Source organism: Psychrobacter phenylpyruvicus DSM 7000 = NBRC 102152 (assembly GCF_000685805.1).
Lineage (GTDB): Bacteria > Pseudomonadota > Gammaproteobacteria > Pseudomonadales > Moraxellaceae > Psychrobacter > Psychrobacter phenylpyruvicus.
The window spans coordinates 24,903-51,793 of record NZ_JMKP01000018.1 but is presented as its reverse complement, the minus strand read 5'-3'; the positions used below and the strand labels follow the sequence as shown (position 1 = coordinate 51,793).

General features: G+C 43.2%; 18 protein-coding genes. 11 read left to right on the top strand and 7 right to left on the bottom strand.

The features are described from left to right. Window positions 1-24: 24 nt before the first annotated feature. The 6 genes from G561_RS0108255 to G561_RS0108230 form a co-directional block, all read right to left on the bottom strand. Window positions 25-1,170 (bottom strand): polysaccharide biosynthesis/export family protein, encoded by a 1,146-nt coding sequence (locus G561_RS0108255; RefSeq protein WP_028859119.1) that lies wholly within the window; start codon window positions 1,168-1,170, stop codon window positions 25-27. A 315-nt stretch (window positions 1,171-1,485) separates the two neighbouring features. Further along, window positions 1,486-3,681: an ATP-dependent helicase gene (locus tag G561_RS0108250; protein ID WP_028859118.1), complete on the bottom strand. Its 2,196-nt coding sequence runs from the start codon at window positions 3,679-3,681 to the stop codon at window positions 1,486-1,488. A 37-nt stretch (window positions 3,682-3,718) separates the two neighbouring features. Beyond that, window positions 3,719-4,585 carry a bile acid:sodium symporter family protein gene (locus tag G561_RS0108245; RefSeq protein ID WP_028859117.1) on the bottom strand — a complete coding sequence of 289 codons (867 nt, stop codon included), beginning with the start codon at window positions 4,583-4,585 and terminating at the stop codon, window positions 3,719-3,721. Between the two features lie 226 nt (window positions 4,586-4,811). Then, a complete protein-coding gene (locus tag G561_RS0108240) occupies window positions 4,812-5,918 on the bottom strand; it encodes an alpha/beta fold hydrolase (protein ID WP_037032030.1) in 1,107 nt (368 codons plus the stop codon). Continuing rightward, window positions 5,902-7,020 (bottom strand): bifunctional 3,4-dihydroxy-2-butanone-4-phosphate synthase/GTP cyclohydrolase II, encoded by a 1,119-nt coding sequence (ribBA, locus tag G561_RS0108235; RefSeq protein WP_028859115.1) that lies wholly within the window; start codon window positions 7,018-7,020, stop codon window positions 5,902-5,904. The genes G561_RS0108240 and ribBA overlap by 17 nt, the downstream gene beginning before the upstream one ends. A gap of 219 nt (window positions 7,021-7,239) precedes the next feature. Then, a complete protein-coding gene (locus tag G561_RS0108230) occupies window positions 7,240-8,568 on the bottom strand; it encodes a replication-associated recombination protein A (RefSeq protein ID WP_373277692.1) in 1,329 nt (442 codons plus the stop codon). 262 nt (window positions 8,569-8,830) lie between these two features. Between G561_RS0108230 and G561_RS14335 the strand changes: the two genes are divergently transcribed. Both G561_RS14335 and G561_RS14990 read left to right on the top strand, forming a co-directional pair. Then, entirely contained in the window at window positions 8,831-9,400 is a 570-nt protein-coding gene (locus tag G561_RS14335; protein ID WP_028859113.1) for a hypothetical protein, read from the top strand. Continuing rightward, window positions 9,397-10,449 carry a hypothetical protein gene (locus G561_RS14990; protein WP_028859112.1) on the top strand — a complete coding sequence of 351 codons (1,053 nt, stop codon included), beginning with the start codon at window positions 9,397-9,399 and terminating at the stop codon, window positions 10,447-10,449. Before G561_RS14335 ends, G561_RS14990 begins: the two co-directional genes overlap by 4 nt. Window positions 10,450-10,701: 252 nt before the next feature. On the opposite strand, the gene gltA is transcribed toward G561_RS14990, so the two are convergent. Continuing rightward, on the bottom strand, window positions 10,702-11,982 hold the full coding sequence (gene gltA / locus G561_RS0108215; RefSeq protein WP_028859111.1) for a citrate synthase: 1,281 nt from the start codon (window positions 11,980-11,982) through the stop codon (window positions 10,702-10,704). Between the two features lie 1,694 nt (window positions 11,983-13,676). On the opposite strand from gltA, the gene sdhC reads away from it, so the two are divergent. The 9 genes from sdhC (at window position 13,677) to sucD (ending at window position 26,647) form a co-directional block, all read left to right on the top strand. Then, window positions 13,677-14,054, top strand: coding sequence for a succinate dehydrogenase, cytochrome b556 subunit (sdhC, locus tag G561_RS0108210; RefSeq protein WP_028859110.1), 378 nt, complete (start codon window positions 13,677-13,679; stop codon window positions 14,052-14,054). A 17-nt stretch (window positions 14,055-14,071) separates the two neighbouring features. Then, window positions 14,072-14,425, top strand: coding sequence for a succinate dehydrogenase, hydrophobic membrane anchor protein (gene sdhD / locus G561_RS0108205; RefSeq protein WP_201586249.1), 354 nt, complete (start codon window positions 14,072-14,074; stop codon window positions 14,423-14,425). 151 nt (window positions 14,426-14,576) lie between these two features. Further along, window positions 14,577-16,427 carry a succinate dehydrogenase flavoprotein subunit gene (gene sdhA, locus G561_RS0108200; RefSeq protein WP_028859108.1) on the top strand — a complete coding sequence of 617 codons (1,851 nt, stop codon included), beginning with the start codon at window positions 14,577-14,579 and terminating at the stop codon, window positions 16,425-16,427. 117 nt (window positions 16,428-16,544) lie between these two features. Continuing rightward, complete coding sequence (locus G561_RS0108195; RefSeq protein ID WP_028859107.1) at window positions 16,545-17,255, top strand: succinate dehydrogenase iron-sulfur subunit; 711 nt, start codon at window positions 16,545-16,547, stop codon at window positions 17,253-17,255. A gap of 1,164 nt (window positions 17,256-18,419) precedes the next feature. Next, window positions 18,420-21,296: a 2-oxoglutarate dehydrogenase E1 component gene (locus G561_RS0108190; protein WP_037032028.1), complete on the top strand. Its 2,877-nt coding sequence runs from the start codon at window positions 18,420-18,422 to the stop codon at window positions 21,294-21,296. 227 nt (window positions 21,297-21,523) lie between these two features. After that, window positions 21,524-22,750 (top strand): 2-oxoglutarate dehydrogenase complex dihydrolipoyllysine-residue succinyltransferase, encoded by a 1,227-nt coding sequence (gene odhB, locus G561_RS0108185; RefSeq protein ID WP_028859105.1) that lies wholly within the window; start codon window positions 21,524-21,526, stop codon window positions 22,748-22,750. Between the two features lie 222 nt (window positions 22,751-22,972). Beyond that, on the top strand, window positions 22,973-24,430 hold the full coding sequence (gene lpdA / locus G561_RS0108180) for a dihydrolipoyl dehydrogenase (RefSeq protein WP_028859104.1): 1,458 nt from the start codon (window positions 22,973-22,975) through the stop codon (window positions 24,428-24,430). A gap of 138 nt (window positions 24,431-24,568) precedes the next feature. Continuing rightward, window positions 24,569-25,738, top strand: a complete 1,170-nt coding sequence (sucC, locus tag G561_RS0108175; protein ID WP_028859103.1) for an ADP-forming succinate--CoA ligase subunit beta — start codon at window positions 24,569-24,571, stop codon at window positions 25,736-25,738. A gap of 33 nt (window positions 25,739-25,771) precedes the next feature. Continuing rightward, the gene (gene sucD, locus G561_RS0108170; RefSeq protein WP_028859102.1) at window positions 25,772-26,647 is read left to right on the top strand and encodes a succinate--CoA ligase subunit alpha; all 876 of its coding nucleotides are present in this window, start codon (window positions 25,772-25,774) and stop codon (window positions 26,645-26,647) included. Window positions 26,648-26,891: the final 244 nt, after the last annotated feature.

The window sequence follows — 26,891 nt, the reverse complement described above, 5'->3', positions numbered from 1 at the left end:
TATTAGCATCAGATGATGGCTAGGCTATAAATCAGATAACTGTCTGATCGCATTACTTGAAGGTAATATCGAGTTAATAAAGCGATTCCAACGGGTTAAGCCAGTAGGATCAACATAGACAATATCATTGGGATGCATCTCAAAGCGGTTGGCCAAAGCTAAGTTGGTCACTGATTGAAAGTTAGCTTGATAGATATCAATATAAGATGCCTGGCCATGATCACGAACCACATATACTTTGGCAGCATTAGAAGTAGAGGGATTCAGACCTTTTGATAAGCCTATGACTTGGGTCAAGGTAAGACCGTGGTCTGGAATCTCTAAAGGTTTAATTTCACCGAACTCACCAAGCACGTATACTTGATTGCGGTCTTTTCTATTGATATGGATAGAGTCGCCATCTTGCAAATAGATCTGACTGGCGGAGATGCCCATATCCTGTAAGTCACGAAGTCCTAGCTCATACTGTACGCCTTTACGGGTTAATACCACGCTATTAGAGTCGCCTTCAGTAGTAGCGCCACCCGCCATAGAAATAGCTCCGTATAGAGAGATAGGAGCATCGGCCATATTGAATTCGCCAGGCTGTCTGACCGCACCATCAATAAAGAACTTGCTACCGCGGAAATTGACAATCTTCACCTGAGGGTCAGGGTATTTTAAATAGCGTTGCAGCTGACTGCGTAGATTGTTGGTAAACTGGCTAACGGTTAAACCACTGGCTTTGATTCGCCCTACTAATGGAAACTGGATATAACCTTGTTGATCGACTGGGTAACCGGCAGCATAAGGGTTAGAAGCACTGGCGTTAGTGCTATTATTAGAAGGGGTAATGTTCGGGTATTCAATAAGATTAATGCTCAGCACATCACTGGTAGAGATACGATAATCCGCCACACCGCGTGAATTATTTAACAACTCACGTACTCGAGCATTTTTCATACCAGTACCTGAGCGATTTGAGGCATAGCTAGGAGCAGGAGGTAAATTCGCTAAAGACAATGGCTGGATATTGAACTGCATGCCATTTTCAGCAATAAAGGCCCCTTGTGGTGGCAAATCACCAGACTGTATACCTGCATTAATGGTGCCACAACCTGAAGTTAAGCCTATGGTCACGGCAAGTGCGGTGCTAGTGAGCAAGGGTTTGCGGTGTTTTAAAAAATTCATGCTAACTTCTCTACCTTTATTTCGACCGACTCTGCCCCTTAATGGTTGCGATTAAGAGTCAACTAAGTTAATAGCAAATATGGTTAGGGGATAACTCTACTTTTTAATAAAAATTATTAGGGTAAAGTAAACCCATTATCCGGAGTATTTTAACATTAAATTAAGAGAGTTGCCCAAATATGAGGGCATCTTACTATAAAAAGTCAGGATATATACGATAAAAGTAAGGAATTAAACTACTAGTCGATAATTTGTGACTCAGAATAGCAGTCGAATAGCATGCTGACATGCTCAGTAGGGTGGCAGAGGTTGCTATTACCACCACTCAGGCTCATTAGACTCAGGTCTTGTTTCTCGTCTACTAGAGACAGCGCCATCAACTTGCACCGTATCGGCTGCAACTTCACTAACAAAGCGCGAAACTTTATCAAAATAACCGGCGAAACTTGAGTAATAGTCGGGGGCGGTTAAATACAGATGAGTTTTGGCTCGGCTACAGGCAACATAAAACAGCTTACGTTCTTCTTCTAACTCTTCAAACTCATGTAAAGAGCGGTGGTGTGGCGTCAGCCCATCAACCAAAGCATTGATGAAGACTACCGGCCATTCAAGACCTTTGGCACTGTGAATGGTAGAAATAGTCACCGCATCGGGCTGTTGTTTGTCCGGATCACCCATAACAGCCACTGAATCATTGGGCGGGTCAAGCGCTAAGTTCTCCAAGAAGTTATCTAAGCTGCTGTGCTCCCGCGCTAAGTTAATCAACACTCGGAAGTCCTCCGAGCGATCACGCCAGTTGTCCTCAAGCGTCTTTAGGATAGGCAAATAAAAGTCAATTAGCGTCTGTAAGATATCGGCTACAGTTTCCTGCTGTTCAGCTTTAATGAGCACATGATATAGCTCGGTAATGTGCTCTTTATTTTTGGTCAGCTTAGGATCGAGTAGCGGCTGCAATGAGTCATTGCTACTGGTAATGGCCTTGGTAATCTTGCTAGCGGTCACATCGCCAACGCCACTAAATAAGGTAAGGATACGGTGCCAAGCTATGGTGTCATTAGGGTTATATAAGATTTTCACCAACGCCAAAATATCTTTGATATGGCGCTTTTCAATAAACTTAATACCGCCGACTACAATGAAGGGGATATTACGCTGCATAAATTGCAGTTGAATCTCGTTAGATTGAAACGAGGTGCGGCTAAGTACCGCAAAATCATTAAAATCATGCTCTGGCTTTAATTCGATGATTTTATTGGCAATGTATTTCGCTTCTTCCTTGTCGTTACTGCGACGCACTAACACCGGCTTTGAGCCAGCAACCGGTAAGTTTGAAAACAGCTTTTTTTGATAGCCCAGAGTGATTTGCTCGGACAGCGCATTGACGTAATCTAAGATGGCAGGCGTGCTGCGATAGTTCTGCTCAAGTTTAATCAGCTTAGCTTCGGGATAGCTGTCACCAAACAGTAGAATGTTTTCGTAATTGGCGCCGCGGAAAGCATAAATACTTTGGTTGTCATCACCCACCACCATGAGCGATACGTTATCCGGCTCACAGATATAGTCGATTAACTGCTTTTGTGGAATATTGGTGTCTTGATACTCATCGACCATCACATGACGGTAAGTATCTTGAATCAGCTTACGAAACTGTAGGTTGTTTTTTAAGTGACTGACCACTTGGCTGATAATGTCATCGAAGTCATATAAATGATTGGCGCGCTTATAGTTGTGATATTCCATTGCCAACTTTTCAATGACCGGAATATGGATGGCGATATCAGGATAATCATTTTCAATTAGATCCCGCAATAGGATGTGCCGGTTGCGCGAGGTAGAAATCAGCTTTTGCAGTGTATTTTTACGCGGGAAGGCCTGCTTCATGTTTTTGCGCACAATACCTTGCTCTTTACACAGCATATCTAGCGCATCTTCACTATCGCCGGTATCCAAAATGGTGAACTTAGGGTTAATTCCCAGTAGACCTGAATAACGACGCAGCAGCATATTACAAAAAGAGTGAAAGGTGCCGCTGGTAATGGCATTCAGATCTAGGCCACTTAACGCTCTATTATCCGCCAAACTTTCAGCCAATAAGCTTTTGACACGGCCTTTGATTTCATTAGCTGCTTTTCGGGTGAAAGTCAGTAGCAAAATACTATTGGGAGAGGCGCCGCTTTCAATCAAATAACTGGTGCGGTAGGTCAGGGTTTTGGTTTTGCCGGATCCGGCACCGGCGATGACCAATACCTTGCCCTCAATCGTGGTGGCCGCCAATAATTGACTGGGGTTTAACTCGCCAGCGTAGTCAACATCACTCTCTGCTAGGACCTCATTAGCTAAGACAGAGCTTTGTTTTTTATTTTGTTTTGACGCTTCATCAATCGAATCTGGAGTAATCAGATTGGCCTCAAGCTTGGCAATCGACTGACGCAAATGCTGCATCTTGTGGCGAATGTCATCATTGAGCTTGGGGTAACTATAATGGTAGGTTGAAAACAAAGAGTCAGTCATAAGCTTAGATTACAGTTTGGGTTAGGTTAACAGGGCATTAATCGTTAAATCTGCGAAACAGCCAAATATAAGGCAAAGCGACCAAGTACATCACCACACTATATACCCCAGCAGGTAGCGCAAAAGCTGGCAATATCGAGTCAGTTGATACTGCTAAGATACCAGATAGCGCCAGAGCCATCGAGCTGTTTTGAATGCCTACCTCTAAGCCAATAGTTTTGGCATCCCGCCAAGATAAGCCTAGCAGTTTGGGTATGCCTAAGCCTACAACAAATAGGGCGACTAGCAAGGTTAGAATCATCACTGTGATTTGTCCAGACTCATTGAACAGCACTTCACGGTTACTAATGATAGCTACAGCCACCAATATTGCAAATAGTATAAAGGCCGCTTTCATAAACTTGTCACGGTAAGCTCGGGTAAAAGCAGGCTTTTTTTCGTGCATAAAAATACCCAGTCCAACCGGTAGAGCGGTGATTAAAAACATCTTAATCCCCATACTCACTAAATTAATCGAACCGCCTTCAGTGCCCAAAAAATGGCCATAGGCCCAAGCGGTTAAAACGGGCACGGTAAAAATAGATACCAAGCTCATAACTGAAGTTAGAGCCACTGATAGCGGTAGATTACCCTTTAATAAAGTACACAACATATTACTAGTAACTCCGCCTGGGCAAAAGCTGAGTAGCATAAAGCCAAAGGCAAACTCCGGAGCAGGCTTTAGTAATAGTATCAATAGCAAGGTTATCACAGGGAGCAGCACCAGCTGCGCGATAAAGCCAATAATAAAGGGCTTGGGTGCTTTGGCGATATACTTGATATCGGCGATTTGCATCGATAAACCCAAGGCAAACATAATAAAAGCCAAAATAAGCGGCAATAAGGCCACAGAGAGCATATCCATACTTAAGTCCATTTAGGTATGTGAATAGGTGCCTCAAGTATAGGCAATACCATGCAGTGACACAAGCGATGGCGGTTAAACCGGCTCTGAATCTTTGCTTGGCATTATTTACTGTGTGTTTAGTAGGTTTTTGATTCAGCTTTTATTAAAGCAGTTAACCGGTGTTGTATCAGTCTATAGAGCAGAGCATCAGTATAGAGCGGCTGAAACCATAAGGTCTTGTAGATCAACTGGCTTGTAAAAAATGCTTTAAAGCCTGAGCAAACTGTAATGGCGCATCCAGCGGAATGGCGTGCCCCGACTCTGTGACCTCTACTACCTCAGCATTGGGCAGGATATCTGCCACTTGGCGTTGCCAGGCAGGATCATAAAGCTGTGATTGGGCACCAATTAGCATAGTTACTGGGGTGTGAGTAGCAGTAAGGGCGTCTCGATAATCATAAGGTAGCTCAAGATAAGCGTTCAGACCGTGCAGCTTTTGTTGCCATGTGGGGTGTTGATATACCGCCAATTTATAATCGGGTAAATAACTGCTACTTTTAATAAACAACTGGGACGGCAAACGACCGGCTGACATTAACGAAAATTCTCTCTCCATTTGAGTAATTTGGCGCTTTACCGTAAAGGGTAGGTGACTAAAGTCAGTGATGTTTTGTTGTTCAATGTACGGTATCGTGGCTTGTAGTACTTGCCTAAACTGATCAAAGATTTGAGTTTGCTTGTCACCAAACACACCGCCTTGCCAATCGGGCTGATTGTGGACGATGGGTGACTGATCGATGTTTAAATAGCGTTTAATTTTACAATGGTTGTTAGGAGAAGGGTGGTTAGTAGCAGATGCCTTACTGTTGTTACTAGTAGCTTTAGGGAAAGAGTGATCGCTATTGGTATAACGATTAAAATGAGCCCATACTACCAGCGCTCCCATAGAAATGGCGGCCACATCGACAGAATCCATCTGATGCTTGCTACAAATATGGCTCAGAATAACTTCCACATCATCGGCATATTGTTCGATGAAATTAAACTCACTGCTGGGGGTGTTAGCTGCTAAACCAAAGCCGCGAAAATGGGGCAGATAAAAGCAATATTGCCCCAATAGCGGTAATACAAAAGGTAAAAACTGACGAGCGTCCATACCAAAGGCATGGAGCAGCACTACCGGCTCGGCCTCAGGGTTACCGACTACAGTAATGGGGATAGCAACCCCATCATAGCTGACCAGCTGCTGCAGCCTTGGGGTGTAGGGCTGCAGCAGAGTAGAGGCCTTATCTTTGGTGGCTTTAAGCGTGCTGCTTAAGCGCGGCGCAAAAGAATTAACGGTTGGGCGCATCAGGAGAGTCGATACATTCTACGACATTTAGATCAAAGCCTGACAATGCATTAAACTTAAGTGGCGTCGATAATAAGCGCATGTCACGTACCCCTAAGTGGCGCAAGATTTGGGCGCCCACACCGATACTGCGATAAGGCTGATTGGCTAGAGTAGAGATCGACTGATTGTTGTTGGCACGCTCCAGTGCATTGCCTAAGTCGACTGGCTCATCGTTGCCAATCCATACCAATACACCTCGCTCAGACTGACTAATCTCTTGTAGTGAGTTTTGGACGCTCCAACCACTGCGGCCGGTCGCATCACGCTTGGCGGCGAATAAGTCACGTAGCGGATGAAAGCCATGCACACGTACCGTACTTACGCCTTCGCTTGGATCACCTTTTACCAATGCTAAGTGGGTCTCAGAAGCGCCGTATTCCTTAAACTGATGCAAAGTAAAGGTGCCAAAGTCAGTTTCAAAAGGACGCTTGCTAACTTCATGCACCGTTTGCTCATTGGCAATACGGTAGTTAATGAGATCGGCAATGGTACCAATTTTTAAATCATGTTCAGCAGCGAACTTCTCTAAGTCATCGCGGCGGGCCATAGTACCATCGGGATTGATAATCTCGACGATTACCGCAGCAGGCTCAAGACCTGCTAAGCGGGCTAGGTCGCACCCAGCTTCGGTATGGCCGGCACGGTGCAATACCCCGCCTTTTTTGGCCATGATAGGGAAAATATGACCTGGCTGTACGATATCTTCCGCTTTGGCAGTCGCAGAAACAGCCGCTTGTACCGTACGCGCACGATCGGCAGCAGAAATACCTGTGGTTACCCCTTCAGCCGCTTCAATTGAGACGGTGAAGTTGGTGCTGAATTTGGCTTCGTTGTTGTCGCTCATTAACGGCAATTCAAGACGACGGCAACGCTCTTCGGTTAGAGTTAAGCACACCAAACCGCGGGCATGAGTGATCATAAAGTTAATGGCTTCACTGTTGATATGAGTGGCGGCCATAATTAGATCGCCCTCATTTTCGCGGTCTTCATCATCCATCAAGATGACCATTTTACCGATGCGAATGTCTTCAATGATGTCTTTAATATTATCTAGTGCCATGAAAGGTTTCTCTTTTATTGTTTATCTGATTATTGGTTGTGAATATGGAGACCATTGTACCTGTAACTGGGGCGGAGTGCCATTAACTGCAATGAATCAATGATATTGAAAAAATTAGCTAAGGGGCAGTTAACAGACCATAACTACTATTTTATTTCGCTTATGGCTATCCGTTTAAATAGCCTGCTTGGTTGTCTATTTCTTTATTTATTGGTTTATTTATTGAGAGGTGTTGGGCTGAGACTTTAACCACTGCATAAATTGTAGGCTGTGCTGCTCTCGCTGGTTATCAGCATAATAATAAAACTGGGTGCCCACTAAGTTATCGGGCAAATACTGCTGGTGCTGATAATGATTGGGGTAGTCATGAGGATAGATATACCCCTCGCCGTAACCTTGGCTTTGCATCAGCTTGGTTACCCCATTACGCAGATGTAGCGGCACTGGAGACTGGTCTTTTTGTGCCAATTGCATTGCTTTATTAATTGCCAAATAAGTGCTGTTACTTTTTGCTGAAGTGGCCAGATACACCACCACCTGACCCAAGATAATACGGGCTTCGGGCATCCCAATCATCTTCACTGAACGCAGGGCGGCATCGGCTAGCAATAACGCATTGGGATTGGCATTACCGATGTCTTCACTGGCTAAGATTACCAAACGCCGAGCGATAAATTCAGGCGGTTCACCGGCTACTAACATGCGCGCCATCCAGTATAAAGCCGCATCAGGATCGGAGCCACGTACCGATTTAATCATTGCTGAAATGATATCGTAATGCTGGTCGCCATCTTTGTCATAACGCTGCAGCGCGGTTTGCGCCACGCTGGCTAGTAAAGTGTCGTCAATGACAATGGGCTGTTGACTGTGATCCGAGGCCTGTACTGCCAGCTCTAATAAATTTAGCGACTTGCGGGCATCGCCTTGCGCCAATTTTGCAATCTGCGGCGTGGCTTGTAGCTGGATATCTAGCTTGGATAAAAATTCATCTTCCACAATGGCGCGCTGTAGCAGCTGTTCAATCTGCTCTTCGGTTAACGGCTCTAAACGGTACACCTGACAGCGGGACAATAGGGCATTATTGACACTAAATGAGGGGTTTTCGGTAGTGGCGCCAATTAAGGTGATTTCACCAGACTCTACAGCCCCAAGTAGAGCATCCTGCTGTGCTTTATTAAAGCGGTGAATCTCATCGATAAATACTACCGGCGCCGCAAAATCCAAGCCGGTTTGCCCCGATTGATTGCCTGCATCTAGTACTTCGCGTAACTGCTTAACCCCGGTATTAATCGCCGATAAAGGATAAAAAGGGCGACCAACGGCGTCGGCTAACAGCATAGCAATGGTAGTCTTACCAATCCCAGCTTCCCCATGCAAAATAAGCGACGGCAGATGACCATGATCGACAAAGCGGCGGATGGGCGCACCGGGTGCCAGAAGGTGAGTCTGTCCAATAACTTGCTGCAGAGACTTGGGGCGCATACGCTGCGCTAAAGGCGTATCGGAGTAGGAGGGATTGCGGTTATTGGGCATAGTGTTGCTGGACATAGTATAGAGTAATTACCTTAACTGAATAGAAGACAGGAGGAGGCTAAGACCCTGATTACAGCGTAAATGTGGCCAAAATGCAAGTTAAGCTCGGGTAACTGGATATGATTTTTGTAATGGCTACGTCAGTGTGTTGTGTCTTAATGTGCGCGGATGTGACCGGCCCTTGTAGTTATTGCGAGTTGCACTTATTAACTGTTTATTATTTAAATTTAATGTCTTATTCTATATTGATGGAATATCTCATTGTCGAGTTATAATCATGCGCATAAAAATAAAACAGCAGCTGATGCAACTGCCAAAGCCCATAAAAAATAGCTGGTTGGCTAAAGGCTTGGCTGTAAACGCGGGACAGCAAAAAAGTCGACCATTAACTGAAGGCGAAATACAGATGGCGCACTCAGTATTTGGAGCAGACTTCGATGTGCGTCAGGTGCGGCTAAAAACAGCTTGGTGGGTGCTAAAGAACTATGCCGTTAGCCCTAACGGTAATATTTACTTCAATCCCCAGGACTGGGTAGAGGACTTTAGTAAGCAGTCACTGGGTAAAAAAAGTTGGCTGATTCACGAACTGACTCATGTATGGCAACTGCAACAAGGCTTAAAAGTGGTGCGCGGGGCCGTCCTCAATCGCCGTTATGATTATAGTCTGCAGCAAGGTAAGCGTTTTTTTACCTATGGTATTGAGCAGCAGGCGCGTATGGTACAAGATTACTTTGTGCGCCGCGAGCAGGGCAAGGACTGTGGGGCTTGGCAAGCGTGTATCCCTTTCTTACAGCACCCCAAGGAGCACAAAGATAAGGACAATAATAACAAGGAATATAAAGTATGATCGAATACATCCGCAACAAAAACTCTTTTTCCCAATCCAACTTGACGGCAATGAGCGGCCGCAAAAGCTTGTCGGTGATCGCCTTAGGTGCGGTATTAGGTCTGGCGGGTTGCCAACCTAAATCTGATGACAGTACAGCTGACAGTAACCCAACCGTGTCGCAACAAGAGAAGGCAAAAGTGGTGATGAGCGAGTCGGCCAAAGCACAAATAGCCCGCTTTGAAGAAGAGTATGTCAATCGTAAGCTCAACCTGCAGCAAAGTCAGTTGGCAGAGTACGAAGCCTTGCAAGCTGCAGACAGTCCAGAGGATAACAAAGCCTTGTTTGCTGCAGCAGAAAGTGCGGATAACTCGACTACTCAGAAGAAGACAGTCGGCCAAAAGCTGATTGATCCAAAAAGAGACCCCCAAAGTACAGAAGCGGCTCAAAGTACTACAGCCCAAAATACGGTAGGTTCTGAAGTGACAGATGCGGCCGTAGCTAGTTCGGAGGGTGCTGATCGCTCAAAATCTGATACAGCCAATTCGACAGCCTCTACCACATCTACCCAGTCAGAGGCTAAAGCGACAGACGACGCAGCACAAGCTAAAGCAGTACAGCAAGGCGAGTCGGATGTGGAGGTGGGGCAACTGACGTTACAGGATTTACCATTAATTAACTTGGCCCTAGTGCCACCGCAGGAGCTAAGCGCAGCAGAGATTAAACAGCGCTATAATGCGGCCATGCAGGCGCTGTATCTTGATGATGCGGAGCCACTACCGGCTCAAGACATAGATACTTTACTGAGCATAGCCATGTTAACGCCGGAGATCTTTAATAACGCAGAGCTGGCACAGCGTTTGGTAATCAAAAGCCCCTCATTAGCTCGATTGCTAAAACAGTATCAAACTTGGGAGCAGATAGAACGCCAGCAGAGCGCTGAGCTTGAAGCATTGAAACAGTCGCAGTCTGCTGAATTTGAAGCGCTAACTGCAGAGTTCAATGAAAAGATTGAGGCTTATGATGAGCAAATCAAAAACTATGAAGCCAAATTAAAGCAATTTAAATAGTCTGTTTTAGTTTTAGTTTTAGTTTTAGTTTTAGTTTTAGTTTTAGTTTTAGTTTTAGTTTTAGTTTTAGTTTTAGTTTTAGTTTTAGTTTTAGTTTTAGCTTAACAGGCGTTTCGCCTATGCTATTTATTATATATCGTAGGTGTTATAGCCACAGTTAAACCAACATAAAAAAAGCGTCCGATAGTGATATCGGACGCTTTTTTGGTGCTATAAACTTGCTGTTAACACAGCTATAAGTATTAAACTAGCTTATTTGCGGTCTTCAAGTTTTACGAAGTCACGCTTGGTTTCACCAGTGTATAACTGACGTGGACGACCAATCTTGAATGGTGCTGAGTGCATCTCTAACAAGTGGCTGATCCAACCAGAAGTACGGGCTAGAGCAAAGATAACGGTAAACATTTCAGTTGGGATACCGATTGCTTTTAGGATGATACCTGAGTAGAAGTCAACGTTTGGATATAGGTTACGTTTTACGAAGTACTCGTCTTCTAGAGCGATTTTCTCAAGTTTCATTGCAAGCTCAAGCTTAGGATCATTGATACCTAAAGCACCTAAAACTTCGTCACAAGTTTCTTTCATAACTTTTGCACGTGGGTCGAAGTTTTTGTAAACGCGGTGACCGAAGCCCATTAGCTTCACTTCTTTGCGTTTTACTTTTTCCATGAACTCGTCAACGTTTTCTACTGTGCCGATTTCATCTAGCATTTTTAGTACAGCTTCGTTAGCACCACCGTGTGATGGACCCCATAACGCAACAATACCAGCTGCGATACAGGCATAGGGGTTAGCACCAGTTGAAGCGGTCAAACGAACTGTAGAAGTAGAGGCGTTTTGCTCATGGTCAGCGTGTAGCGTGAAGATTTTGTCCATCGCTTTAACCAGCACTGGATCTACTTTGTAGTCTCTATCTGCTGGCGTTGCAAACATCATATATAAGAAGTTCTCAGCGTAACTGAAGTCGTTACGTGGGTACATGAATGGTTCGCCCTTGGTGTACTTGTAGCTCATCGCAGCGATGGTTGGCATTTTTGAAATCAGACGAATCGCAGTGATTTCGCGCTGTTTTTCATCAGTAACATCAAGGTTGTCATGATAGAAAGCAGATAATGCACCTACCACACCTACCATAATAGCCATTGGGTGAGCGTCACGGCGGAAACCTTCGAAGAACTTACGTAATTGGTCATGAACACCAGTATGTTCTCTTACTTTTTTGTAGAAGTCTTCTTTTTGCTCAGCAGTTGGCAGATCGCCATGTAATAGTGCGTAGCAAACTTCTAAGTATTCAGCATTTTCAGCCAGTTGGTCGATTGGGTAGCCACGGTGTAATAATTCGCCTTTGTCACCATCGATGTAAGTGATTTCTGACTCAACAGGAGCAGTTACTTTAAAGCCTGGATCGTAAGTCCAATAGCCTGCAGTTTGGAAAGCTGAAACGTCAACTACTGACGGACCAAGAGTGCCCTTGATTATTGGTAATTCGTATTCCTGTCCATCTACCTTTAGATATGCAGTTTCGTTAGCCATAAAATCCTCTTAATTATTGGAATAAACAGTAAGTTTGGGTCGATAACGTCCACGATAAAATAGAAAACAGTTAGGTTGTCTTAAAGCCGACCTAATTGCTTGCTAAATTAAGCAGGCTATCGGGGTATGACACTTAAAAAACATTTGCTAGTTAATGATCCAAAGCTTTCGACTTAAAAAGACGCCTGCTTCAAATATTTTAATTAGCCTAAAAAACCATTAAAAAATATTTTTCAATTTGTTTTTATTCGGTATAACAACCCATTAGCAACTAAGAGCTGAAAGTCAGCTGTATTAACTTTGGGGCTATTATTTATGCCTATTTCCCTGGCAAGGATGACTGAAAATGGTCATGATTGCTAGCTTTTATCATTGTCCTATGAGCAGAGTTAACTTCTCTAGAGTCACAACTAAAAAGTCATATTAGCAGTTTTCGACCAATTATGGGAAAGGTATTGGCACATACCGATTATATACTATCAGTAAGTATGTTGAATTGAAAAAACATTTATAACGCAAAATCCCCACGTTAGTCAATGTATGCCCTTCAAATTAATAACCTTTACACACCGATTAATCTACTCTTTTTTTACTAACGATACATTTTTTTGACTGCCAAAAAAGAAGCATTAGCTTCCTCATTATAAAGCTAAGCCTTAAAGTAGAATGGGGTAGAGGCATGGCGTTAGGCTTGCTTATGTGAGCTTGACACAAGGAGGGTTTGGTAATATTTAGTTACGCTTTAGTCTGAGTTGCTCTAGTCAGAGTTATTTTCATTTGAGTTATTGTCATTAAAGTAAGTTGGTTATAGCAGTCTGCTCGCTTTAGTCTCTATATGATGTGAAAGATATGATGTGAACTACTCCTACGAACTACTCCTGATAGTAACTATCCTTATATTACTGTAATAAATAACCATTATTTTAATAAAAAACTTAGTTTAAGCGTTCAAATGTGGCTTTTAACCTTAAAACTAGTCGGGAGCGGTCAGTTATGAGCAAAATTGAGGCTAGGTTTATAGTAATAAACAGATTTTGACCATAACCCCAACGGACAGTGAGAAAGCTTAAAGGGTTACTGAAGATTGACAAAGTTCAGTAACAAGCTTAACTTAGAGTAAAATCAATAAATAAAGTGAATATAAAAGCTAATTTGGTATTTTATTTGTAATTGATAGAAACAAACTCTATAATTACTGCGTTATAGATGCTGGCTTACCATTTATTTAATTGATTGTAAGTGCAGAAATAGACGTGGATTTATAATTAGTATCAGGGGTAACCCTTATTTAGTACGGTTTACAATAGTATTAATTATAAATTTTCGAGTGAATTTTCTTGCATAAAAACAATTAAGTTAACTAAATGTTGGTCGCCAACGCCTCAAAGGCGTAAGCTTTAGCATCGAATCTATATGCTCTAAGTTATTTTTATACTTAATTATTTATTTTATTTATATTTAAGCAATATATTTAGAGTGCTGTAGCTTTACAGTACGGCTAGGTATGAATTTAGCCAGTTAGCAACTCCTTAACTTATCCGTCTCGTGTCCGTTTTAGGCCTCAAGCTGTGGTAATGAATAAATTAAGCCACTGACTGCTTGTAAAGTTAGTTTGACTTTGTATCTCATTATCTAATAAGTCGTTGAGCCTTGAGAACGTAACCACGAGTGTCAACCGCAAAAGGACGCCCGCTGTGAAAAGCAACCGACCGATTAATCTGCCACTTAGCCAAGTGATAAGCGTTAACAGTTCACCGACGGCCAGAGCTTCGATTTTACATCGTATCTCAGGAATTATTCTTTTTCTCTTAATTCCAGTGATGCTATGGCTTTTGCAAACTTCTTTATACTCACCTCACCATTTCGCCGCTGTTTTTAACAACATGGTGCTGCGCTTTATTGTGTGGATCTTTGTTGCCGCGACTGCTTACCATTTTGTTATGGGTATCAAACATTTATTTGCCGACATGGGCTTCAATGAAGACCATCAGTCTGGTAGAACAGCGTCAATTGTGAGCTTTGTTATTGCCGCTATATTGATAGTGCTGTCATTTATATGGGTGATGTTCTAATGAGAAATGATTCTGGAATTAAAAGTGCGACAGGCCTAACCGGCTCAGGTTCGCGCGATTGGATTATGCAGCGTATCAGCGCTGTGGTATTAGCAGTATATGCCGTAGTTATGGTGGCTTTCTTCTTGTTCAATGGCAGTGTTGGCTATGAACAATGGGTAATGTTCATCATGAGCATGCCAATGCGTTTGTTAAGCTTGTTGGCAATCGTTGCCTTAGCGGTACACGCCTGGGTAGGGATGTGGACGGTATTCACCGACTATATCAAATCTACCGGCTTACGCATCGTGCTACAGGCTGCTATGATTATCGCAATTTTGGTGTACCTATTCTGGGGCGTCATGATTTTTTGGGGCCGCGGTATCATCTAATTTGCTAAAGCCTGCTTTAGTTAGTTAATGAACCAAAACCACTTTAGAGTAAAGCGAGCCTGTCTGGTAATGTGAAGCTATAAGGTATTGATGCTTTATAGCGCCCATCGCCAGCTAATATGACGACTAACGTATTCATTAGGAAAACGTAATGGCAACTAGACAAGACAATACAATTAGCAATATTAAAACCCTAAATTACGACTCTGTTATCGTTGGCGGTGGCGGCTCAGGTATGCGTGCAGCTCTGCAATTAGCAGAAGGCGGCATGAACGTAGCTGTCATTACCAAAGTATTCCCAACCCGTTCGCACACAGTTGCGGCGCAAGGTGGTATTGGGGCTAGCCTAGGTAACATGAGTGAGGATAACTGGCACTTCCACTTCTATGACACCGTAAAAGGGTCAGACTGGTTGGGTGACCAAGACGCTATCGAATTTATGTGCCGTGAAGCGCCAAAAGTAGTATACGAGCTTGAGCACATGGGTATGCCGTTTGACCGTAACCCAGACGGAACTATCTATCAGCGCCCATTCGGTGGTCACACTTCAAACTATGGTGAAAAAGCAGTACAACGTGCTTGTGCCGCTGCTGACCGTACTGGCCACGCCCTACTACACACGCTATACCAAAAGAACTTGGAAGCGGGTACTGAATTCTTCATCGAGTGGATCGCGCTTGATCTTATTAAAGATGAAAAAGGCGACATCAATGGCGTAGTTGCTATTGAGCAAGAAACCGGTACTGTAGCGGTATTCCAAGCCACCAATACTGTATTAGCAACAGGGGGTGCGGGTCGTATCTTCGCCGCTTCAACCAACGCTTATATTAATACTGGTGACGGCCTAGGTATGGCAGTACGTGCAGGTATTCCATTACAAGATATGGAATTCTGGCAGTTCCACCCAACTGGTGTATTCGGTGCTGGTGTACTACTAACTGAAGGGTGCCGTGGTGAGGGTGCTATCTTACGTAACAAAGATGGTGAAGCCTTCATGGAGCGTTATGCCCCAACCGTTAAAGATTTGGCGCCACGTGACCTAGTATCACGCTCAATGGACCAAGAGATCAAAGAAGGTCGTGGTTGTGGTCCTAATGCTGACCATATCGTGATGGACATGACTCACTTAGGTGTGGACACCATCATGAAGCGTCTGCCTTCAGTATTTGAGATTGGTAAAAACTTTGCTAACGTTGATATTACCAAAGAGCCAATCCCAGTTATCCCAACCATTCACTATATGATGGGCGGTATTCCAACTACTATGCATGGCCAGGTTATTGTGCCAGATCTTGAAGGTAACGTTGATGAGCACGGTCAATACACCGACTCTAAAATCGTTAAAGGTCTATATGCCATTGGTGAGTGTGCGTGTGTGAGTGTTCACGGTGCTAACCGTCTAGGTACCAACTCGCTACTTGACTTGGTAGTATTCGGCCGCGCTGCAGGTAAACATATCATTGATAACTTCAGCAGCTCTGACCACAACTATCACCCAATGAACCCTCGTGTACTAGACTTCACTATGGCGCGCTTGAATAAGCTACAGCAGTCTACTCAAGGTTATAATGCTCAAGAGGTGGCTGATGAAATTCGTGCAACCATGCAGAAGCATGCCAGTGTATTCCGTACGCAAGCATTGATGGATGAAGGCGTTGAGAAGTTATTAGCACTTCAAGAAAAAGTGGATAACATTCACTTAGCGGATAAGTCGCAGGTATTTAACACTGCCCGTATTGAAGCTTTAGAAGTCGCTAACCTTTACGAAGTAGCCAAAGCAACTATGATTTCAGCTTCTAAGCGTCATGAGTGCCGTGGAGCGCATACTGTATTGGACTATGAACGTCCAGAAGATGACGCGGTTGCACCAAACGGTCGTAACGACAACGAATGGATGAAGCATACTATTTGGTATTCTGAAGGCAACAAGATTGTCTATAAGCCGGTTCGTAAAGTACCACTAACTGTTGATTACGTTGAGCCAAAAGTACGCGTATACTAAGCTAAAGCTTGATTAACGTAACCTATTTGAATTTAATTTTATGAATTAGTAAAGCTGTGGCACTTGACCCAAGTTGGAAAATTGTAAAACAGCTTTACGCCGTGTGGAGTTAGCACTATGAGTCGAGGTACTCGCACTATTGAGATATACCGCTACGACCCTGATAAGGACGCAGCCCCTTACATGCAAACTTATACGATTGAGCTTTTAGACTCTGATCGTATGTTGCTTGACGTTTTACTACGTTTGAAAAAACAAGATGAAAGCATCACGTTTAGACGCTCTTGCCGTGAAGGTATTTGTGGCTCTGACGGGGTGAACATCAATGGTAAAAACGGCTTAGCATGTTTGGTAAACATGAACACCCTACCAGAGAAAATCACAGTACGTCCTCTACCAGGTCTGCCTGTGGTTCGTGATTTGGTTGTGGACATGAACCAATTCTATGAGCAGTACGAAAAAGTTCATCCTTTCTTAATTAACGATCAGCCAGCACCGCCAACAGAGCGTCTTCAGTCCCCTGAACAACGTGAGAAGCTAAACGGTCTGTATGAGTGTATTTTATGTGCTTGCTGTTCAACCAGCTGCCCATCATTCTGGTGGAACCCAGATAAGTTCTTAGGTCCATCTGCGTTACTTAACGCTTATCGTTTCGTAGCAGATAGCCGTGATACTGATACTCAAGCACGTTTGGCACGTATGGATGACCCATTCAGCCTATTCCGTTGCCGCGGTATTATGAACTGTGTGGCGGTTTGTCCTAAAGGCTTGAACCCAACGCGCGCGATTGGTCACCTACGTAACTTGTTACTAGAGCAGGCCGGCTAAACGTAACCTTAAGTGGGTTTGGTTAATTTAGACACTAGTGATATTAATGTAAAAAAAGGTATTAGTATCGATTAGCAATACTTTACGTGAATACCACAGACCTCTATTTGTTGATAGGGGTCTTTTTTTGTTAAAATTAGCAGTGTGCAAATGATGAACATTTAGTTTCTAAATACCTACTATATAAGAAACAAAACTAGAGTTTTTTGGTTACATGTTACCCTTACTCTTAGTGTTCAACTGTATTCTTAGCTCATTTCGAGGTAGAATATGGCTCACGCTGTAGGTAACAAAAACCATGATAGTAAACAGGTTTTGATGCAGCTAAGATTCTATTTTAATTAAGGGTAGCTCTGTTGATTGCGGCTCTGTTTTATGTCGAAGCTGACAGATTTTAATCTATCCTAGTTAGGGTAGAGTTTACCTGCTTAAGATAGGGCTGAAAGGGGCAAAGGCTTAAAGCTAGTAATCAGCCAAAACGTCCCCATAGTTGTTAATAAGCAGGGCAACTGATCTGAGTAAGTCGTCAACTGAAGGAATAGGCAAATAAGTAGATAGATTACAGACTTACCCAAAAATAGGCTAAAAAAAGCTAGCTAATAAGCTTAATTAGTCACAATAGGCAGTAGGTTGGTGTAGTAGGTTAGTATAGATAATTAGTACAGATAAAAAGCTAGTTAGTGTGGAAACACTGGTTTAGAAGGTTGGTAGAGCAAATAAGTAAATCAAGTAAGTTAAATACAGTGAAAGCGTTGCTCAGATTGCTAGATGAAGTTGGGCAGTAGCTAAATAAGATAGGAGGCAGGCGTCTCAACTATTATAGTTGGCCTAAATTTTGCTTGTAACCATTTGCTGATAACAAACTATTTGCTTATGACTAAAAGCGAAGTGTTAAAACTTGTTAACTGAGCCTAATTAACGGTTAACCCTCATTGTTATAAAACTTGCTAGCGCTTAACTTTTGCGCCAGTTAGCTTTAATCAATACTGATTGACTTTACATTAACCCTACTCTGAAGTATCACCAACTTATGATTGAGTCAAACTGACTACAGACTTTAACAAGATTAATGATGTTAATTGATAAAATAAGTTACCTACAACAATAGCTTGATCTAAATGCGTTTTTATTTTAATTAAACCTTAATGTAAACAAGAAAAGACTATGAATACTATGACTAATGAAGATGCTTTAAAAGCAGCAGGTGCGACAGAACTTGCAGGCGACAACGCAACTTATATCGAGTCGCTATATGAGCAATATCTACAAGATCCAGACAGTGTAGATGCTGATTGGCAAGCTTACTTTAAAGAATATGAAACCGGCAATGATGCTTTGCACCATGCTATCCAGGATCAGTTCTTATTACTGGCTCGTAACCAGACGGCCAATAAAGGTGTGGTTGCTCCAGCCGGTGCTGGATCTGATGCCAACTGTATGGACCCCCGTCAGATGGGCGTACAGAAATTAATTTCTGCATATCGTCGTCGTGGTCACCGCCGTGCGAAGCTTGACCCATTACAACTACAAGCCCGTGCTCCAGTAGAAGATTTAACTCTAGAATATCATGGCCTGTCTGAAGCAGACTTAGACACAGTTTTTCCAACCAGTGATTTTAATATCGGTAAGCCAGAAGCGACACTTCGTGAAATTATCGAAGTGGCTGAGCGTATTTACTGTAGTCATATCGGCCTTGAGTATATGCATGTGACGACCAGCACCGAGAAGCGTTGGTTTGAAAACTACATGGAAACCAACTTAGGTCACATCAAATTTGATAAAGAAAAGAAAAAAGAGATTCTTGAGCGTCTAACCGCTGCAGAAGGCTTAGAGAAATACTTAGCTCGTAAATATACTGGTGTTAAGCGTTTCGGTCTTGAAGGCGGTGAAAGCTTCATTCCAGCAGTGCACGAAATCATTCAGCGTGCAGGTGGCTACGGTACCAAAGAAATGGTTATCGGTATGGCTCACCGTGGACGTCTAAACTTATTAGTGAACATTTTAGGTAAAAACCCAGCGGACTTATTTGATGAGTTCGATGGTAAGGTGATGCCTGAAAAAGGTTCAGGTGACGTTAAGTACCACAATGGTTATTCATCAAACGTGATGACACCAGGCGGTGAAGCTCACTTAGCTCTAGCATTTAACCCCTCGCATCTTGAAATTGTATCGCCAGTACTTGAAGGTTCGGTACGTGCGCGTCAAGTTCGTCGTAACGACACTGATGGTAACTTAGTATTGCCACTGGTAGTGCATGGTGACGCCGCTATTGCTGCCCAGGGTGTGGTTCAAGAAACGTTCCAGATGTCGCAGACTCGTGCTTATACCACAGGCGGTACGGTTCACATTGTTATCAACAACCAAGTGGGCTTTACTACTAGCCGTCAAGAAGATGCACGCTCTACTGAGTACTGTACTGACATCGCTAAGATGGTTCACGCTCCAATCATTCATGTCAATGGTGACGATCCTGAAGCCGTAGTTTTTGCCGCACAAATGGCGCTAGATTATCGTCATGAGTTTCACAAAGACATCGTAATTGACTTATTCTGCTATCGTCGTAACGGTCATAACGAAGCTGATGAGCCTTCAGCCACTCAGCCACTAATGTATGCCATCATCAAGAAGCTACCGACCACCCGCACTCAGTATGCTGAAAAGCTATTAAATGAAGGTGTGATCTCTGAAGGAGATGACAAAAAGCTTGAAGATGAATACCGTGAAGCTTTAGACAAAGGCGAATACGTAGCCAACTCGTTAGTGCGAGAGCCAAACGAAGAGCTTTATGTTGACTGGAGTCCGTACTTAGGCCATGAGCTAGAAGATGACTGGGATACCAGCGTTGATATCGAGAAGCTAAAAGAATATGGTCGTCGTATGGCAGAAATGCCAGAAGGCTTTAAGCTACAGCGTCAAGTTCAAAGACTGGTTGAGCAGCGCTTAGCAATGCAAACTGGTGAAGAGCCTTTGAACTGGGGTGCAGCTGAGACTTTAGCTTATGCCTCTTTAGTAGACGAAGGTTTCTTAGTTCGTATTACTGGTGAAGACGTGGGCCGTGGTACTTTCTCACATCGTCACTCTGAAATTTATAACATAGAAAACGGCGATATGTATGTGCCACTAGCACATATAAACGATACTCAAGCCCGTTTTGCTACTTACAACTCATTGTTGTCAGAAGAAGCGGTATTGGCATTCGAATACGGCTACTCAACCACTGTGCCAAATGCATTAATTATTTGGGAAGCACAGTTTGGTGACTTCGCCAACGGTGCGCAAGTGGTTATTGACCAGTTCATCTCAAGTGGTGAAACTAAATGGCAACGTGTCTGTGGTTTGACCATGTTATTGCCACACGGCTTTGAAGGTCAAGGTCCTGAGCATTCATCAGCCCGTTTAGAGCGCTTCTTACAGCTTTGTGCTGAAGATAACATGCAGGTTATTACTCCAACCACTCCGGCCCAAATATTCCACGTATTACGCCGTCAAGCGGTACGTCCTAGCCGTGTGCCATTAGTGGTAATGTCTCCGAAGAGCTTACTGCGTCACAAGCTTGCTACCTCAGAGCTAGAAGAGTTGGCTAACGGTAAATTTGAAACCGTATTGCCAGAGATTGATCAGTTAGACAATGACAAAGTAACTCGTGTAGTTATGTGTGGTGGTAAGGTTTATTATGATCTGCTTGAGCAGCGTCGTGAACTGGGCTTAGATCATGTGGCCATTGTTCGTATTGAGCAGTTATACCCACTGCCTGAAGAAAGAATGGTGGAAGAAGTGCAGAAATATGCCAACCTTAAAGAGATTGTATGGTGCCAAGAAGAGCCACTAAACCAAGGCGCTTGGTACTATTTAGCACCGCACATGTTCCGTATCTTTGGCCCACAAGGTGATCAACCGCGTGTTACTAAAGCACATGTTGTTGACCCAGTTGCTCGTCCTGCTTCTGCAGCACCTGCAACAGGCTTGCCTGCGATTCACGTTCGTCAGCAAAGAGAGCTGGTTGCTGGTGGTCTTGGTGTCGAAGTAGATCAACTTAAATAAGTCTTAACGAGGTCTAGGCGGCAAACAGTCGCTTAGGCCTTCAGTATTTGTTCCAACTGATTTTATTGAGTTTTATTATCCTAATTGGCTTTTAATACTTAACTAACTTTTAACAATAGACAACCATAATTCGAAGTTAAAGACTGTAAAGTTAACCCTCAGGTTGTTTATTGGGTGAAATAAAATAAGTAATTAATCATTTTATATTTATAACAGGAGCAGTTCCCATGGCAGAAATTAAAGCGCCCGTATTCCCAGAGTCAGTAGCTGACGGTACTATCGTTGAATGGCACGTAAGCGAAGGCGAACAAGTAAACCGTGATGACATCTTAGCCGAAATCGAAACTGATAAAGTGGTTTTAGAAGTAGTGGCTCCAGATGACGGTGTGGTTACTAAAATTGTTAAGCAAGTTGATGACACCGTACTTTCTGACGAATTAATCGCTGAATTTGAAGCGGGTGCTACCGGCACAAAAGGTGCTGATAGCGCCGCTGAAGAAAGCCAAGCTGAAGAAAAAACTGAAGAGAAAGCAGAAGCTAAGCCTGCTGCAGCTGCAGATAGTGCTGACGATCATAAAGACCAAAGCCCAGCAGTTCGTAAAGCGGCTAAAGAGTCTGGTGTGGATCCAAAAAATGTTGAAGGCACAGGCCGTGGTGGTCGTGTTACGAAACAAGATATGGCTAATCCAACCCTTAAAGCGGATAGCTCTATCAAATCTGACAGTGGTCGCCCAGTAGCTGAGTCAGTAGGTGAGCGTACTGAGAAGCGTGTTCCAATGACGCGTCTACGTAAGACAGTTGCGAACCGTCTATTATCAGCCACTCAAGAAACTGCCATGTTAACCACGTTCAACGAAGTTAACATGAAGCCATTGATGGATCTACGTGCTAAATACAAAGATCAGTTTGAAAAACGCCATGGCACACGTCTAGGCTTTATGTCATTGTTCGTTAAAGCAGCTACTGAAGCATTGAAGCGTTTCCCAGCAGTTAACGCCTCAATCGACGGTGATGACATTGTTTATCATGGTTACTATGACGTAGGTGTTGCGGTATCTTCAGACCGTGGTCTAGTAGTTCCTGTACTACGTGACACAGATCGCATGAGCATGGCAGATATCGAAGCGGGTATCCGTGAGTTCGCTGGTAAAGCACGCGATGGCAAATTGTCACTACAAGAAATGACTGGTGGTACTTTCACTATCACTAACGGTGGTGTATTTGGTTCATTAATGTCAACACCAATCTTGAACCCACCACAAACAGCTATCTTAGGTATGCATGCTATCAACGATCGTCCTATGGCGGTCAATGGTCAAGTTGAAATTCTACCTATGATGTATCTAGCTCTATCTTACGATCACCGTATGATTGATGGTAAAGATGCGGTACAGTTCTTAGTAACAATCAAAGAGCTGATCGAAGATCCAGCAAGACTATTACTTGACCTATAAGGTCAACGGGCTTGTATCAGAGAGATTCTGGTACAAGCTTTTTCATTATGGATTGATTGATTATTAAGTTATTTAGCACATAGTTTTTTAAAAATATAGGCAAGCCTAAAGGCAATCCAAGTGCTAATTAACCCTACAAGAATGAATAAATAAGTCATTTCATAATTCAAATTATAAATAAAAGAGCTTTTAAAATTCTTTAATTAAAAGACGGAATATACTATGAAAGACAATTATGATTTAGTTGTTATTGGCGGTGGCCCAGGTGGTTATGAAGCCGCTATTCGTGCCGGTCAATTGGGTATGAGCGTGGCTTGTATCGAAAAACGCGTTTATAAAGGTGAGCCTGCATTGGGCGGTACTTGCTTAAACGTAGGATGTATCCCCTCAAAAGCGTTACTTGATTCTTCACACCGTTATGAGGCTACTAAGCATGACCTTGCTGAGCATGGCATCACTACTGGCGATGTTGAAATCGACGTTGCAAAAATGATCGAACGTAAAGAAGGTATCGTTAAGCAGTTAACCGGCGGTGTTGCTATGCTACTTAAAGGCAACGGCGTAGATTGGTTACAAGGTTGGGGTACTTTAGTTGACGGTAAAGGCAGCGAGAAAAAAGTTAAATTTACCGCTTTAGAAGATGAGTCAGAAACAGTAATCACTGCTAAAAACGTTATTTTAGCGGCGGGTTCTGTGCCTATCGATATCCCAGTTGCTCCAGTAGACAACGAAGAAGGCATTATTGTTGATTCAACTGGTGCGTTAGACTTCACTGAAACGCCTAAGCGTTTGGGTGTGATTGGTGCTGGTGTAATCGGTCTTGAGCTTGGCTCAGTATGGCGTCGTCTAGGTGCTGAAGTGGTAGTGTATGAAGCATTACCTGAATTCTTAGCTGCTGCTGACAAAGACATCGCTAAAGAAGCGGGCAAATTGCTAAAAAAACAAGGTCTAGACATCCGTGTGGATACCAAAGTAACCGGTACTGAAATCAAAGACGGCCAAGTGGTTGTGACCAGTGAGAAAGGCGGTGAGTCTAGTGAAGAAACCTTCGACAAACTAATCGTTTGTGTGGGTCGCCGTGCTTATTCTGAAAAACTATTGGGTGAAGATTCAGGCATCACTTTAACAGACCGCGGTTTGGTTGAAGTAGATGATCAGTGTAAAACTAATCTAGATGGCGTGTACGCTATTGGTGACTTAGTGCGTGGTCCTATGCTTGCTCACAAAGCAATGGAAGAGGGCATGATGGCCGTTGAGCGTATCCATGGTGAAAAAGCGCAAGTTAACTATGACACCATCATCAATGTCATCTATACTCACCCAGAAATTGCTTGGGTTGGCTTAACTGAGCAAGCGGCCAAAGAACAAGGTTATGACGTTAAGACCGGTTCATTTAACTTAGCAGCTAACGGCCGTGCCTTAGCACAAAGTGAAGGTCAAGGCTCTATCAAAGTTGTGGCTGATGCCAAAACTGACCGCTTATTAGGTATGCACGCTATTTGTGCCGGCGCAGGTGATATTGTTCACCAAGGTATGATTGCTATGGAATTCGTTTCAAGCATTGAAGACCTACAGCTAATGACATTTGCTCACCCAACGATCAGTGAAGCTGTCCATGAAGCCGCTCTTTCAGCAGATGGTCGTGCTATCCACGCAATCCAGCGTAAAAAGCGTAAATAAGAAACAGTTATAGACTTAGTGAAGTGCTAATTAGTATTTATATAAAAGTCTGTTGCTAATTAAGTTGCTGACATTAGAGGGATTTAGGTATCTGGTGTCAGCTTTAATCTGTTAAATAAAAAACTAAAGGATAACTTTATGAATTTACATGAGTATCAAGCAAAACTATTGCTAGAAAGCTATGGACTACCGATCCAAAAAGGGATCATTGCTTATAATGGTGAAGAAGCTGCTGAAGCTTTTGACAAAACCCCAACAGATGTTGCGGTAATCAAAGCACAGGTTCACGCTGGTGGCCGTGGTAAAGCAGGTGGTGTTAAGCTTGCTAAAACTCGTGAAGAAGCCAAAGAAATTGCTGAAAGCCTAATCGGTACTAACTTAGTTACTTATCAAACAGATGCTGAAGGTCAGCCAGTAAACTTCGTATTGGTTGCAGAAGACATGTACCCAGTACAAACTGAGCTATACCTAGGTGCGGTAGTTGACCGTGCTACTCGCCGTGTAACTTTCATGGCCTCAACTGAAGGTGGTGTTGAGATTGAAAAAGTAGCAGAAGAAACACCAGAAAAAATCTTCAGCATCACTGTAGATCCTTTAGTAGGTTTAATGCCTTTCCAAGCTCGTGAAGTAGGTTTCAAACTAGGCTTAGAAGGCAAGCAAATCAACCAGTTCGTTAAGCTAATGACTGGTGCTTATCAAGCCTTTATCGAAAACGATTTCGATATGATTGAAATCAACCCACTAGCGGTTCGTGAAAACGGCGAATTGGCTTGTGTTGATGGCAAAATCGGTGTGGATTCAAACGCTCTATTCCGTCAGCCAAAAATCGCTGAATTACATGACCCATCACAAGAAAATGAGCGTGAACTAAAAGCAGCTGAATTTGACCTAAACTATGTTGCTCTTGAAGGTAACATCGGTTGTATGGTTAACGGTGCCGGTCTTGCTATGGCAACTATGGACATCATCAAACTATACGGTGGTAAGCCAGCTAACTTCCTAGACGTTGGTGGTGGCGCTACTAAAGATCGCGTTGTAGAAGCGTTCAAAATCATCTTAGAAGATGACAGCGTACAAGGCGTTCTAATCAATATCTTCGGTGGTATCGTACGTTGTGACATGATTGCTGAAGCCATCATTGCAGCGGTTAAAGAAGTGAATGTAACTGTACCTGTCGTGGTTCGCTTAGAAGGTAACAATGCTGAATTAGGTGCTAAGTTGTTAGACGAGTCTGATGTGGAAGTAATTTCAGCTCAAGGCCTATCTGACGCTGCGCAGAAAATTGTTGATGCTGTAAAAACTGCATAATCCCAAATAAGTGACCATAATTAGGAGTAAATAATGAGTGTATTAATTGATAAAGACACCAAAGTATTGGTGCAAGGTTTTACTGGTAAAAACGGTACTTTCCATTCAGAACAAGCGATTGAGTACGGTACTAAAGTAGTTGGTGGTGTAACTCCAGGTAAAGGGGGTCAAACTCACCTAGGTCTACCTGTATTTAACACTATGGCGGAAGCTATGGAAGCGACTAACGCTGATGCGTCAGTTATCTACGTTCCAGCTCCTTTCGTTCTAGATTCAATCATCGAAGCGGTAGACGCAGGCGTTAAACTAATCGTTGTGATCACTGAAGGTGTTCCAACTTTAGACATGCTAAAAGCAAAACGCTACATCGAAGAAGCTGGCGATGTGAAAATGGTTGGTCCAAACTGCCCAGGCGTAATCACTCCAGGTCAGTGTAAAATTGGTATTATGCCAGGCCACATCCACTTACCAGGTAAAGTGGGTATCATCTCACGCTCTGGTACTTTGACTTATGAAGCTGTGGCTCAAACCACTAAACTAGGCTTCGGTCAGTCAACTTGTATCGGTATTGGTGGTGACCCAATCCCAGGTATGAACCAAATCGATTGCTTGAAAATGTTTGAAGAAGATCCTCAAACTGAAGCCATCGTACTAATCGGTGAAATCGGTGGTACAGCTGAAGAAGAAGCAGCCGCTTACATCAAAGAGCACGTAACTAAGCCAGTTATCGGTTACATCGCTGGTGTAACAGCCCCTAAAGGTAAACGTATGGGCCATGCTGGTGCGATTATCTCTGGTGGTAAAGGTACTGCTGAAGAGAAATTCAAAGCCTTCGAAGAAGCGGGCATCGCGTATACTCGTGACCCATCTAAGATTGGTGAGACCGTTAAAGAAGTTACTGGTTGGTAATTTGCTTTGTTGCGCAGACAGCTTAATCTCTGTCTGTACAAGGTCTGTTTATAGATGAAAAGGGCATCCCTCTGGGGTGCTCTTTTTTTTGGTTAAATATTCTGTGTTAGATTCTGTTCATAAGGCAGACTAACAGCTGTGGAATGGATACTGAAGTTTGCTACAATAGAGACATAATTTTGGGTTAAATATAATTTGTGCTTAAGATAAATAGTACTCTTCTTAACCCACACTTAGCCAAAAA

What these genes read in the sequence shown, in the direction of transcription:
- G561_RS0108255 (WP_028859119.1), bottom strand. Translation starts at nt 1,170, where the DNA reads ATGAATTTTTTAAAACACCGCAAACCCTTGCTCACTAGCACCGCACTT.
- lpdA (WP_028859104.1), top strand. Translation starts at nt 22,973, where the DNA reads ATGAAAGACAATTATGATTTAGTTGTTATTGGCGGTGGCCCAGGTGGT.
- G561_RS14990 (WP_028859112.1), top strand. Translation starts at nt 9,397, where the DNA reads ATGATCGAATACATCCGCAACAAAAACTCTTTTTCCCAATCCAACTTG.
- sdhA (WP_028859108.1), top strand. Translation starts at nt 14,577, where the DNA reads ATGGCAACTAGACAAGACAATACAATTAGCAATATTAAAACCCTAAAT.
- G561_RS0108250 (WP_028859118.1), bottom strand. Translation starts at nt 3,681, where the DNA reads ATGACTGACTCTTTGTTTTCAACCTACCATTATAGTTACCCCAAGCTC.
- G561_RS0108195 (WP_028859107.1), top strand. Translation starts at nt 16,545, where the DNA reads ATGAGTCGAGGTACTCGCACTATTGAGATATACCGCTACGACCCTGAT.
- G561_RS14335 (WP_028859113.1), top strand. Translation starts at nt 8,831, where the DNA reads ATGCGCATAAAAATAAAACAGCAGCTGATGCAACTGCCAAAGCCCATA.
- G561_RS0108190 (WP_037032028.1), top strand. Translation starts at nt 18,420, where the DNA reads ATGAATACTATGACTAATGAAGATGCTTTAAAAGCAGCAGGTGCGACA.
- G561_RS0108245 (WP_028859117.1), bottom strand. Translation starts at nt 4,585, where the DNA reads ATGGATATGCTCTCTGTGGCCTTATTGCCGCTTATTTTGGCTTTTATT.
- odhB (WP_028859105.1), top strand. Translation starts at nt 21,524, where the DNA reads ATGGCAGAAATTAAAGCGCCCGTATTCCCAGAGTCAGTAGCTGACGGT.
- sucD (WP_028859102.1), top strand. Translation starts at nt 25,772, where the DNA reads ATGAGTGTATTAATTGATAAAGACACCAAAGTATTGGTGCAAGGTTTT.
- gltA (WP_028859111.1), bottom strand. Translation starts at nt 11,982, where the DNA reads ATGGCTAACGAAACTGCATATCTAAAGGTAGATGGACAGGAATACGAA.
- G561_RS0108230 (WP_373277692.1), bottom strand. Translation starts at nt 8,568, where the DNA reads ATGTCCAGCAACACTATGCCCAATAACCGCAATCCCTCCTACTCCGAT.
- ribBA (WP_028859115.1), bottom strand. Translation starts at nt 7,020, where the DNA reads ATGGCACTAGATAATATTAAAGACATCATTGAAGACATTCGCATCGGT.
- sucC (WP_028859103.1), top strand. Translation starts at nt 24,569, where the DNA reads ATGAATTTACATGAGTATCAAGCAAAACTATTGCTAGAAAGCTATGGA.
- G561_RS0108240 (WP_037032030.1), bottom strand. Translation starts at nt 5,918, where the DNA reads ATGCGCCCAACCGTTAATTCTTTTGCGCCGCGCTTAAGCAGCACGCTT.